The sequence below is a fragment of the Bradyrhizobium sp. CSA112 genome, from assembly GCF_029051645.1.
In the GTDB taxonomy this organism is placed as follows: domain Bacteria; phylum Pseudomonadota; class Alphaproteobacteria; order Rhizobiales; family Xanthobacteraceae; genus Bradyrhizobium.
This window is the reverse complement of record NZ_JAACFS010000001.1, coordinates 535,673-547,791: the sequence shown is the minus strand read 5'-3', so window position 1 is coordinate 547,791 and position 12,119 is coordinate 535,673. Positions and strand designations below refer to the sequence as shown.

Sequence of the window (12,119 nt, the reverse complement as noted above, 5' to 3'; positions counted from 1 at the left end):
TGCAAGCCGGCCAACAAATCTACGGGAGGTAGCCAACACATGACGACAGGACGCAGTGTTCTCAATTAAAAACCGATTTAGAATTTGCATTGGTCCTGACGTGCAGCTCGCCGCCTCTCACGCCAAGAGGAGAGCAGGTCTCAAATTCCTGGTGGCAGCGCGCCTGACCTTTTCGAAGGCCACGGTTTCGATCTGCCGAACGCGCTCGCCGGAAATGGACAGCTCACGCCCGAGCTCCTCCAGGCTCGGCGGATCCTCGCTGAGCCGCCGCGCCTCGAACACACGTCGCTCCCGCGCCGTCAGTACATCAAGGGCCGAACGAAGCGCTTTCGCCTTTTGCGCACTCTCATCCTGTTCGACGGCGATCGCCTCGGCGTTCGGCGAATGATCGACCAGCATCGCTTCCCATTCGGTCGGCCCGTCATCGCTGACGGTCGCATTGAGGGAAACGTCTCCCGTCAGACGGCTGCTCATCTCGATCACCTCGCGAAGCGGAACCACGAGCTCCCGCGCGACGGCCTCGGCGACCTCCTGCGTGAGCCCTACCCTGTCGCCTCCGAACTTGCTCATGGCGCGCCGGAAGCCAAAGAACAGCTTTCGTTGTGCGGCCGTCGTCCCGATCTTGACCAGCGACCGCGACCGCAGAATGTAATCGTGGATGGCGGCCTTGATCCACCACAGGGCATAGGTAGAAAACCGTGCGCCGCGGCCGGGCTCAAAATGCGAAGCCGCGATGACGAGGCCGAGATTGGCTTCGCCGATCAGATCGGCAAGCGGAAGGTCGTATCTCTGGTAGCGCCGCGCGACCTTTGCTGCGAGCCTGAGATGGCTGGTGACGAGCGCATCGGTCGCCCTGCGGTCCCGATGCTCCTGCCAGCGCCGCGCAAGCTGCTGCTCCCGCGCCGGTTCAAGCAAACCGTATCGCTTGATGAGAGTAGCGTATTCGCCGACGAGATCCCGCGACCTGTCTCCGGTCAACATCTCTCGCCTATCTATGGTCGTGCTGTGCGCGTTCATTGGTGGCTCCAATCATCAGGTCCGGCAGGCAAACCCTAGGAGGGGACACCACAGCGCATCTATTAAATTGGAATTGAGGAATCTAAATTCGCCGTTAGCGTTGCGCAAATTCCGATATCGAATTTCAAGAGCGCACGATCCGCTCTGGACGGTGACCTCGAAGGCACTTGTTTCTCGTGCGACGCTTCTAGACAAGGCTTAAGATTAGCTGAGCCTTGTAAAGGGCGGCACGATGGGTCCGCGCTGCTCGATGTCGTCAGTGCTCGCCGGGAACTCGTGATGCCACGACAACCTTCGACGAGGTGCTCGAGTTAGGCAAGGCATGATCAGGCAGTCCTCTATGGACGAGCCCTTTGATCTGGCCGACGTCAACTTGCGGCGTTAACCGCACTCGGTAGATGTCTCGTCAGGCAATAGAAATGGCCCGAAGCAACGGCAGGCGAGGTCACTCAGCCGCCGTCTGGAGATGCTCAATTTCGTCGAGTAGCGACCTGGCCGCCCTCAGATCGCAACTACCGAAGCCTTCGGTGAACCTGTCGTAGACGTGTGTCAGAAGGCTCCGCGCCTCGTCGAGCCGGTTCTGCCGGACGCGGGATCGAGCCAGGCTTGTTGCAGCACGCAGCTCCCACGACAGAACGCCTTGCCGGCTTGCCTCCTCGATCGCATGAAGGAAACAGCCATCTGCCGCTGATACGTTCGAGGCTGATGCTGACAGGAGGATTTCTCCCTTGATGCGCCAGAACTCCGCAAGGCTGAAGAACGATTCCTTGTTTTGCTCAGCCTTGGCGATCGCTTCGTCGATGATAGCCAACGCTTCATCGAAGCGTTTCGACATCGCCAGGCCTTCCGCCAAACCGCCCAACAGCACCGGAACTTGCAATTCCTGGCGATTGGCACGCAATGCTTCCACGCCTCTCCGCAGAGTCGCAATACCCGCCTCAACCTGGCCGCGGCTAATCGACAGCATGCCGCTGAAGCCGATACCGGCGGCCTCATAGGGTGCAAACGAATAGCTCCTCGCATTGGCGATCAGGCGCTCTATCACCTCCTCCGCATCGGATCTGTTTCCGATCCGCAGAAGGGTGGCCCCGGCAAACAGGAGACAGATGCAGAGCGTAGACGGATCCTTGAAAGTAGCTCCTTCCGCCATCGCCTCTTTGGCAATCTTCGTGGCCTGCTCCGGAAAACCGCGGAGCCAGCGGATCGCCGCGAACCCACAACGCGCACGCGCGCGCGTATCGCGGTCCACGCTTCGGCTATCCGGATCGACGCCGGACAGGGAGCTTTCAGGCAGGCAGGCCTTCCAGTTCTCCTCGGCAGTGAGCAAATCTCCACTATAATAGTTGAAGAAACCGAGATTCCAGTTTGCCTCGGCGATACATGCCGGATCGCCTATCCGCACAGCCACGGCCGCACTGCGCGTCGCAAGCAGGAACGCGTTGGAAATGTCTCCGGTTCTGTGGTCGAACAAGCCCAACCTTCCGAGAAGTCGTAGCTGGGTGCGCAGGTCTTGGAGGTCCTCGGCAAGTTTGAGACCTCTCGCAAGCGAGCGTCGGGCACGGTCGTCATTTCCTCTGGCGAACATCAGCGATTGCCCAAGCGCAGCCTGGAGTTTCATCTCTCGCCAGCTGCCGTGGTCAACTTCCTCAAACGCCGAAATAGCTCGTTCAGCCCATTGCTGGCACTCGGCCAATAATAACATTTCAAGAAAAAGCAGGCTCGAGGCTGCGGCAAGGGCGATGCCGATCCTGGTATCGCCGCACTCGGAAAAGCTCCATTCCAGCGCAGCGCGCACGTTGTCGAGATGGTCGGCACATCCCGCGGAGCCGGCATCGAACAACTCACGATAACAGTCCGCGTGGCGGCGTCTAATGAAGCCCGCTTCTCCACTTTCGGCGAGCTTGGTCGCGGCATAGTGGCGGGTCGTGTCAAGCAACCGGTATGGAGAACGTGACGTCGCGCTCTCGGTGCTGACGGCAAGCAGCGACTTCTCGACCAGGCTTGCAAGCCCGTTCATCGCTTGTGCGCGGTCAATCTGATCGTCCACCACCACTGAAAGGGCGACTTCCAGTCCGAAAGGGCCTGCAAAAACGGCGAGGCGGCGCAGGATCAGCCGCTCCGCCGGGGAAAGAAGGTCATAACTCCAGTCCAGCGTGGCGCGAAGGGTTTGGTGGCGGGGCAGCGCAGTACGCCGGCCTCCCTGTATGACGTTGAATCGGTCGGCAAGAAGATCCAGGGTTCCTTGCAGGCCGTAGGTATTGACGTGGCCGGCGGCAAGCTCAATGGCCAGGGCCAGGCCGTCGAGCCGGTGGCAGATTTCACAGACGATGGCGGCACCGCTATTGTTCAATTCGATAGGGCGACCGCCCGCACTTATGCGATCCACGAATAGTCGTACCGCCGGAAAGTCCAATGCGCTTGCTGCCGAGTATGCGGTCGAAGTCGGGGCGCTCAACGGCGGCAATCGATAGACCTGTTCGCCGCCGACGCGCAGTGACTCTCGGCTCGTTGCGAGGATGTGTACGGTCGGCGCTTCGGCGTAGATGCGTTCGGCCAATGCCGCCGTTACATCGATAACGTGCTCGCAGCTATCCAGGACCAGCAGTGCCCGCCGGTCTTGCAGAAAACTGATGATGGCCGGCACCGGATCGCTTGATCGAACCGAGAGACCCAGTGTCGAAGCCACCACGCTGGGTACGAGCATAGGGTCGTTTAGCGGCCCGAGATCGAAGAAACAGGCGGCGCCCGCAAAGTTTTCGAGCAGATGACGAGCCACTGCGACAGCGACGGTGGTCTTGCCAATCCCGCCCGGTCCGGCGACGGTGACGAAACGGTCGGATTCCAGCCGCTGCGATATCTCGTGGACAATTTCATCGCGACCCACCATTCGCGTCAAACAGGCCGGTAGCTTCTGGAGTTGTTCGGGCATTTGAACAGCCCGGGCCACCGGCTCGGACTCGTTCGAGAGAAAAACCGGCGCAACAAAGGAATAGCCCCGTCCTGTCAGCGTCGTCAGATATCTCGCGTCCCCCTCCCCATCCCCGAGCGCCTTGCGAAGGGCAGCAACGTGAACCCGGAGAGATCCCTCACCGACGTTTATGTTCGGCCAGACACGGTTGAGCAGTTCGTCCTTGGTCACGATCTCATTTGCGTGCTCAACCAGAACGATGAGAATATCGAGGGCCCGACCACCCAAAGGAATCGGGGTACCGTCGCGCTCAAGCAGCCGCTGCGCCATGGACAATTTGAAAGGACCAAACGACACGACAGCGTTGGGCTGACGACCTCCTTCGGCAGGCATCATGATCGGAGTCAGCTATCCAGTTACGCCAATTCGGAGCAATTACGAGCAAGTTCACCTTGGCTGTCCGCCTGAAGAACGCTCCGGTCTTGAGCTGGGATACTAGAAAGCCTGCTCGGACTCCAGTCTAAGTTGATCACAGGCGCGTCAGCCAGGCCTGCCGTTAAGCGCCCTGCTCTAAGCTGATGAAAACTCGGAACGACGCGCTGGTCGCCCCTCACTGCCGCAAACGGGAGCATCCCCATGACTGACGACGGATAAGCCCGTTGCGCCTGCGCATGACAGAAACATGACAAAGACATGACAGTCCGCAAGTTCGCGCTGAAGCGGCCAGCGCGCGACTCAATGGCCGCCTTGCGCCAAGGCGGCCATTGCTCTGCGAGAGATCGTCCGTTTCTGATTCAATACCGATGCGTCCGTCACCAGCTCGCATCTAATGGGCGTGGCGTTTCTTCAAGGATGGGTTGCACGCCGGAGCAGCCACGATACGAATTGCCGAAAATACGGAGGAGCTCGAGTGCCCCCGCAAGTTCACTATGTGTCAGCGTCGAACCAGCGGCAGCAACAAAGTCTGGAGCAGGATCGATCATGACGGGTCTCCCCTGCGCGCGCCAGCGGCGTGGATTGCGCGAGATAAGCGTTCCTTCACTGATGGGGCGTGTCGCCCGCGAAACGCTTGAAATCCCATATCCGATTTGTTGAGAGAATCCGCCGCGTCCGAACTGCCTGCAGGACACACCTACAGCGCCCTGAAGCTGAAGTGCTCCCCATTCGCGCGAGCCTGCGGTCCCTCCGGCGGAGAAAGTCGAGCCAGACCTCACCCTCGGCATCGACGCCTCTCCGCTCATCCGCCTAAATCCGGCGCGATCAGATGAGAGGCGCCGCGCTCTGCCTGTCATCGTATTTGCGTCATGCCGCATTTTAACAACCCGGCAAGGGCGGATCTAGAGCCGCAAGCATCTGATTCATTTGATCTAATTGTCAATTTTTGACATGCGGCCACGCCCTGTGCATTTGCAAAATCTAACAGTCCTTTAGCATCGATAACGAGCTTTGCGGCGGGGCCAGACATATCGTCCAGACATCGACTTGTTGCATTCGGCAGTTCGGCAGTCGTCACGACGGCAGCAGGACTCAAGAAAAAAGGACGAACAAATAATGCTCACCGACATGCAAACGGCCGGCGCCTGGGTGGACTATCACGCCAGCCGCTGCGAACCGGATTCCGCCCAGGAGACGTACGCGTTTCCCCAGGAACGAAAATGGCGCCGGCTGGAGCAAAGCGTCGGCGCGGCGGCCGAGGACATCACGATCTCGCGCTGGAGCTATGCGGGAACTACCGTCCGGCAGGAGGAAGCGACAACGCCTCCCGACCGATACTTCTTCTCGGTCGCCTTGAAGACGACACGCCTCAAGCTGACCAGAGGCAATCAAACCGTTTTCGACGGCATCATGCCGGCGGGCACGCTATATGTCGGCGCACCGTCGAAGCAGCTCAGTGCTCAGTTCCATGCGCCGTGCGATTTCCTGCACTTTCATGTGCCTGCCAATTGCTTTCCATCGGCGCAATCGGGAACGGAGTCTCCCACGGCCGAAGGCCTGAACGACCTTGTCCTGTTGCGCGATCCGTTCGCCGATCAGCTTGCAAAGGCGCTGACTGAATACGGCAACTCGGCTGACCAGGAATTTGCGCGTTGCATCGGTCAGACACTCGCAATGCATGTTGCCCGGCGCGAATTACCGCTCACGAAAGTCAATGCGTTGCCGAAATGGCGGCTCCGGCGCGTCGAGGAGTATGTCAAGACGCATTTCGACCGCTGCATCAGCCTTTCCGATCTTGCCAAGGTCGCGGGACTGTCCCGCATGCACTTTGCGGCGCAGTTTCGCGCTGCGACGGGATATCGGCCGCGCGAATATCTCCTCCATCAGCGCATCGAACACGCGAAATCGCTGTTGTCGAATACCGAGACGCCTTTGGCCGAGGTCGCGCTCGCCGTGGGCTTCTGCACGCAGGCGCATTTCTCGACCGTCTTCAAGCGCATCACGGGCGATACGCCCGCGCGCTGGCGATGCGCCAAGCGGAACGAACTGCCTTCGGTCCCGAACCTTCCGCGACCAGGCTTCGGCAAGCAAAGCGTCGACTCGTACGGTGCCGGCAGACCGACGTGAATCATGCGAAATGAGAAACAAGCTCCGTTCGTGAAATACTTTGTCCGCCCGATCGGCGATACTGCAGATGTAAGCGATTGAGACCACCGGTTACGGCTCCAGCCTCCCCCCTCCCGGGCATGCGAGCCTCTTGGGGCCGTCCTCCCCCGAAGGACGGCCCCTTTTTTGCGACAGGGTTGCACGCGATCGACAGCAGCCCGGCTTTCAAGATCGGAACAGATCTGTCGCGCGGCCCTGTCTGCTGAGATGATGCGCAAGCCAGGAGCGCACGCCCTGAAGGCTCCTGAAATCGTCCAGCGATCGCGCCGGAAGGTCGCGCCAGGTGTCCGCGACCATCGCGCTCAGCGCATGCCCCGGCCCCAGCTCCAGGAAGACCGTGGCGCCTGCTTCGACGCAGCCTTGCAGGCAATTTGCCCACTGCACCGTTTGCGATATCTGCGCTGCCAGTTTGTCGAGGCCGGCCTCAACCGAGATGACCGGCGCGCCGTCGATGCCGCTTAGGATGCGTGCACCGGCGGCCGGTGGGAATGTCGGAGATACCAGGCGCAAGCTCTTCCGAAACGCCGCCGACGCGGCAGCGAGTTGCCTGGTATGGGAGGCAACCTCGACCGACAAATGGACGACCCTCGCAGCGCGCACCGATCTGGCTTCTCCAGCGATCGCCTGCAGCGCCTCACGGCCTCCGCCGATCACAAAAGCATCGCCCGGATTGACGATGGCGACCGCTGCGCCGTAGTGCTCGCACAGGCGATCGACGTCGTCACGGGAGAGCCCGCGGACGAATATCAGCCCGTCGCCGGCTCGCGTGGTGGCATCCATGGCCTCCGCCCGCCTTGCCACGAGATCGAGGGTGTCGGTCGCTTCGAAAAGCCCTCCGACGCCCCAGGCCGCGACCTCGCCGACGCTGTAGCCGGCGACGATGGCACCGCGAGGCAAGGCAACTCCCAGCGCGGCGGCAGCGGCCAGCGCCTGCAAGGTGCACAGAATCTGGCCGGCACGGTTGCGATGCAGGGCCTCATCGGATCCGCTGCGAACCAAATCGCGGGGATCCTTGCCACCAAGCAATTTCGTCGCATGTGCAAACAGGCCCGCAGCCTCGGGCGCATCGGCCGTCAGCGCGAACATGTCCGCATGTTGCCGGCCTTGCCCCGAGCACAGGATTGCAAGCGCCATTGACGTTGCCTAGTGGGAAAAGAGGACGGCGATGGCGATCGCCATGGTCACGATGCTGAATCCGGTGCTCGCGATGACCATGGAACCCACCGTCGCCGAATCCAGCCGGTAGTTGACAGCAAACAGAATGCCGAAGAAGCCCGACGGCACCGCGGCGAGCAGAATTGTCGTCTTCGCCGTATCCGGGGCGATTCGAAGGACGTAGACGACCACAACGGCCAGCAGCGGCCGAATGAGGTCCGACGCCGCCGTTGCGGCGACGACTTTCCAATCGAGCCGGAACGATTGCGCCGACCGAATCAAGCCGGTCAGGAACAGAGCTACACCGGCGGCCGCGTTCCCGATCAGCGCGAGGCACGCATGTGCAAGTGCGTCAGGGTTCAAGTCCGACAACGAAAGCAGAATCCCGAGCGCGGGCGCCAGAACGACAGGCTTGGTGAGCGCGCGCCGGACTGCCGTCAGAACTTGCCGTCCCGATACTTCCGCGCCATGCGCCTTGCTGGCGTTCATCTCCACCATGATCAAGGTGAGCGGACTAATGAGGATGGAGCCTGAGGCCAGTGCGACGGCAACCGGGACGGTGCCGCCCGGCCCCAGTATGGCCGACAGGACCGGCAGACCGACACCGGCAAGGTTTGGGAAGCCGATCGTCAGAGCCTGTAGCGACGCATTGGACCTGGACACGCCGGAGAAGCTGCGCACCAACCAGTACCAGGCGACATAGAGCAGCAGCATCGTCAGACCGAACGCCAGAAAGAGCGGGGCCTGCTCAATCATCTGACTGCGCGAAGCCGACGCGGTCGCGGCGAACAGGGATGCTGGCAGCGCAAAATCCATCACGAGCGCGTTGAGACCATCGACATGATAGCCGTCGACGATACGGAATCTGCCGGCGGCAAATCCAAGCAACAGGACAAAGAAGACCGGCACCAGTGCCATCACGATTGCATTGGACATCACGGACTTGATCTTTCATGAACATCGACGAAGAGCGTCATGGCAAGAAGGTCGGCTGACCCGCCCGGGCTGAGACGCCGGGCGATGAATCTTTCGTGGACCGATTGCGCCCGTGGGCGCCAGCCAGGCCTGCGCACACCGCCGCTGTCGAGGAAGTGCCGGGTGGCGCTGCGCGCAAAGCGAAGGCCCTCGAGGCCGCCGCGGTGAAGCAGATTTGTATCCTCGACCGCGGCAATCAGGGCGAAGCACGCTTCGACGCGGGCGGCTTCCGCGTCGTCGGGATTGACGCGCGCCGCCCTCCGCAGGGCCGGCAAGCCGATCCGATAAACGCTTGGAAATCCTTTGACAGCCTCGAGGCGTGCACCGCCCGCATGAAAACGGCGACGGGCCTCGCTGCCATGGCTGCGCAGCAACACCGGACCATCGAGTATGCTGGCGCCCCAGAGCTGTACGACGACATCGCCCAGCGGCAGTTCGGGATTGACCAGTCCGCCCGCTCTCGCACCGGCCGCTGCGCACAACAAGCCGAGCCCGAAGATCGCGCCGCGATGCGTGTTGACCCCGGACGTCGCTGCGAGCATGGCACCTTCGGCCTCGAGGCCGATGATCCTCAGCCGCCCCATGCCGCAACCATGCGCAGCCGCATCGGCGAGAAGCTGGAAATAGGGCTTGATGGCCGCGGCGCTGCGGCGAAACGTGCCGGCAACCATGTCATCATGGCTGCCGCTATCGACATGGCTGACGAGCCCCGGCTTCGGCCAGGTTTCCAATTCCATGACAAGGCATCGGGCAGCGCCGTCGCCGATCGTGGAGACATCGCAAGGTATTTGCGCCTGGCGCAGAAGAGCCCGCTCCATGCCTCGCGCGAGCGCGGTGGTCATGGTCTCGTCCTTCCCGAAATGAACAGTTCCCTGTCCTGCAGGCGGATGCCTTCGATGTCCTTGACCAGGACCTCTCCGGCACCAGAGTGGAACTCGCGCCAGTTCACCGCAGCGCCATCCTCGCGCATCAGCTCGCCGTCGAGCCGCATCGGCGCGTCGGTCTCAATCGCCGCCACATTGGTAACGAGGCGATCGAGATCGGTATCACGATCGACAGCCAGCAAGAGATCGAGGTCGGACCGGTCGGTCAGGTAGTCGAGTCCGGTCAGCGCCCGCCACGCCAGGCTTCCAAATACCCGCGCTTCCACCGAATGGCACGAGCCGAGTTCGTCGAGACGATCAAGCGCAGGCCACCAGGCGCGCGGCGCCGACGCACGTGCGTCATTCAGCAAGGGAGGCCTCGCAATCGAAGTGATATCGTCGGACTGCAGGAGAAGGCAGAGCCGCTTCTTGCCGGCAGAGGGCGGCAACGGCAGGCCCAAGGCCACGCCGGATGCCTCGCCTGGCACGGCGCGCCGCCTGATCGTAGGCCATCCCCTGTCCGACCAGCGCGCGACGAGAGGATCGGCTGCGAGATCGCCGCGCGTGGCGAGCATCGCGCGCCAGCCCCCCGGACTGACGAAGACCAGGTCGTGACGACCGATCGGACGTTCACCGGGTTTGCAGGGCCAGCTCACGAACGCGCTCCGCGATATCGGCGGCCTTCAAGCGGCCGCCACGCTCCTTGCCGAGCGCATCCCGCCGATCGTGCACAGCCGGCATGTCGGCCAACAGCGCCTCCATCTGGTCGGCGAGTGGGGCGGCATTGTTCCAGACCACGTGAACGGCGCCCATCCGGGCGAGATTGGACAGGCCCGGGGCGAACACCGGTGTCGACTTCGCCTTCTCTTGCAGTGTCTCTATCGACAGCTTGGTAACCTTCGCCATCGACGGCAAATCCATCACCGCAGGATCGGCGCCAGGCAGCCCCACCAGCACGCGCGTTGCGAGCCCGGTCGCAAGCAGAGCGCCAGCAGCCGAGTGCCCGTACAGTAGGCCGATGGTCGGGCGGCCATTAATATCCGCATAGATCAACACCTTCGCGAGATGCGACAGGAATTCGTTCAAGCCGAGCAACTCGTCACGCTTGCTCATCCGCTGGCTGTCGCTATCCACGAGGATCAGGATCGGCCCGCTTCCCTGATCGAGGGAATCCAGCACGTGTCCGGAAAGTCTGATGGCCTCGTCGACGCCGACGGCGGTCCGATCCGCAACGCCAATGACCAGCGTCCTGGCGCCGGATCGCAACATCGCCGAGCCGAAAATGACACCGTTAACGTTTCTGACGTCATGACCGTCGGGGAAGAGCGAGGCGAGAATGTTATCGAGCGTCACGGCTGGTCCTCCCGATCCTGTTGGCGAGCGCGATAAACTGGTCGGCCGACAATTCAGGAACCGTTTCTGCATGGGCAATGCCATCCGCCGTCCAGATGTCGACGGCATCTTCGCAAGCGCCGAAGCGTCGCAACCTGTCGCCAAGGCGCATCTGCTCGGCCTTCAGTTTGTCGAGACCAAACGTCCCGACGAGGCCGAGCAGGTCGAGCGCAGCCTCGCGAAAATCCTGCATGGTATCGTCGGTGAAGACGTCGGCGGCACCGAGGAGTCGACGGTGCTTGCCTCCCATGGTGCGCCAAACCAGGGCGCGATCGCGGGAGTCGAATTCCTCGACGCCGCGATTGGTCTCGATGACCTCGGGGCCCGACACCGCGATGCGCCCGGGCTCGGACACCGCGAGCGCGGAGCAACAGCCCGCGATCAAGCCGCCGCCGCCGTAGCATCCGGAGCGCCCGCCGATCAGGCCGATAACCTTCACGCCGGCGGTGCGCGCTTCCATCAACGCGCGCATGATCTCGGCGATGGCAAGTTCGCCGGCATTGGCTTCTTGCAATCGGACGCCACCGGTATCGAACAGGACCAATACCGGGGTTGACCTGATCTGGCGCGCAGCGCGCAGCAGCCCTGTCAACTTGGCGCCGTGCACCTCGCCGAAGGCGCCGCCCATGAAACGCCCTTCCTGTGCGGCGATGAAAACCGGCGAACCGTCGAGGCGGCCATGCCCGACGACGATGCCGTCATCGAATTGCTCGGGAAGATCGAATATCCTCAGGTGCGGACTGATTTCGCGCTTTTCCGGCCCGATGAACTCGACAAAGCTGCCGGGATCGAGCAGCAGTTCCACCCTTGTGCGCGCCGATGCTTCACTGAAGCTGGTTGAGCTGATACGTTCGGCCGGAGCAACGTGCCTGAGCAGAGCGGTCATTGGCCGTCCTCCTCGATCAACCGAACTGCCTGCGCCAGGCGAAGCGACACCGTGTCCGGGCGCGCACCGCCGTCATTGATCGAGAACCGGAGACCGCCGGGCGAATAGCGCTCGACGAAATCGCCGATGACGGCGGTCCAGACCTCTCCGAACCCCACGGCCGCAGTCTTGATTTCCAGCCGGCATTCCGCATCCGGCAAGGTGCGCTCGACAAGCACTTCGAGATTTCCCGAGGCGACCACGCCGACAAGCGCATTCTGCCTGCTGCCGCCGGCACGTCCGCGAACCCGGTGTTGAAAACTGAGATCTTCCATGGCGCTCC

Annotated in this window: 11 protein-coding genes; 1 reads left to right on the top strand and 10 read right to left on the bottom strand. The window is 62.1% G+C overall.

Features of this window, described 5'->3' with window-relative positions; genetic code table 11:
- Window positions 1-117: 117 nt before the first annotated feature.
- The 3 genes from GWE18_RS02740 to GWE18_RS02730 form a co-directional block, all read right to left on the bottom strand.
- Window positions 118-981, bottom strand: a complete 864-nt coding sequence (locus tag GWE18_RS02740) for an RNA polymerase factor sigma-32 (RefSeq protein WP_275184659.1) — start codon at window positions 979-981, stop codon at window positions 118-120.
- A gap of 481 nt (window positions 982-1,462) precedes the next feature.
- On the bottom strand, window positions 1,463-4,321 hold the full coding sequence (locus GWE18_RS02735; RefSeq protein WP_275184251.1) for a winged helix-turn-helix domain-containing protein: 2,859 nt from the start codon (window positions 4,319-4,321) through the stop codon (window positions 1,463-1,465).
- A 416-nt stretch (window positions 4,322-4,737) separates the two neighbouring features.
- On the bottom strand, window positions 4,738-4,908 hold the full coding sequence (locus GWE18_RS02730) for a hypothetical protein (RefSeq protein WP_275184250.1): 171 nt from the start codon (window positions 4,906-4,908) through the stop codon (window positions 4,738-4,740).
- A 568-nt stretch (window positions 4,909-5,476) separates the two neighbouring features.
- Between GWE18_RS02730 and GWE18_RS02725 the strand changes: the two genes are divergently transcribed.
- Window positions 5,477-6,487: an AraC family transcriptional regulator gene (locus GWE18_RS02725; RefSeq protein WP_275184249.1), complete on the top strand. Its 1,011-nt coding sequence runs from the start codon at window positions 5,477-5,479 to the stop codon at window positions 6,485-6,487.
- A 204-nt stretch (window positions 6,488-6,691) separates the two neighbouring features.
- Here the strand turns inward: GWE18_RS02725 and GWE18_RS02720 are convergent, their stop codons facing one another.
- Genes GWE18_RS02720 through mdcC form a run of 7 tightly spaced genes read right to left on the bottom strand, consistent with a single transcriptional unit; the run spans window position 6,692 to window position 12,111 of the window.
- Window positions 6,692-7,660 carry an acyltransferase domain-containing protein gene (locus GWE18_RS02720; RefSeq protein WP_275184248.1) on the bottom strand — a complete coding sequence of 323 codons (969 nt, stop codon included), beginning with the start codon at window positions 7,658-7,660 and terminating at the stop codon, window positions 6,692-6,694.
- A gap of 9 nt (window positions 7,661-7,669) precedes the next feature.
- Window positions 7,670-8,620, bottom strand: coding sequence for an AEC family transporter (locus GWE18_RS02715; RefSeq protein WP_275184247.1), 951 nt, complete (start codon window positions 8,618-8,620; stop codon window positions 7,670-7,672).
- Entirely contained in the window at window positions 8,617-9,498 is an 882-nt protein-coding gene (mdcB, locus tag GWE18_RS02710; protein WP_275184246.1) for a triphosphoribosyl-dephospho-CoA synthase MdcB, read from the bottom strand. Before mdcB ends, GWE18_RS02715 begins: the two co-directional genes overlap by 4 nt.
- Window positions 9,495-10,175, bottom strand: a complete 681-nt coding sequence (gene mdcG, locus GWE18_RS02705; RefSeq protein WP_275184245.1) for a malonate decarboxylase holo-[acyl-carrier-protein] synthase — start codon at window positions 10,173-10,175, stop codon at window positions 9,495-9,497. Before mdcG ends, mdcB begins: the two co-directional genes overlap by 4 nt.
- Complete coding sequence (gene mdcE, locus GWE18_RS02700; protein WP_275184244.1) at window positions 10,150-10,872, bottom strand: biotin-independent malonate decarboxylase subunit gamma; 723 nt, start codon at window positions 10,870-10,872, stop codon at window positions 10,150-10,152. The genes mdcG and mdcE overlap by 26 nt, the downstream gene beginning before the upstream one ends.
- A complete protein-coding gene (locus tag GWE18_RS02695) occupies window positions 10,859-11,797 on the bottom strand; it encodes a biotin-independent malonate decarboxylase subunit beta (RefSeq protein WP_275184243.1) in 939 nt (312 codons plus the stop codon). The genes mdcE and GWE18_RS02695 overlap by 14 nt, the downstream gene beginning before the upstream one ends.
- Window positions 11,794-12,111, bottom strand: coding sequence for a malonate decarboxylase acyl carrier protein (mdcC, locus tag GWE18_RS02690; RefSeq protein ID WP_275184242.1), 318 nt, complete (start codon window positions 12,109-12,111; stop codon window positions 11,794-11,796). The genes GWE18_RS02695 and mdcC overlap by 4 nt, the downstream gene beginning before the upstream one ends.
- Between the last annotated feature and the right edge of the window lie 8 nt (window positions 12,112-12,119).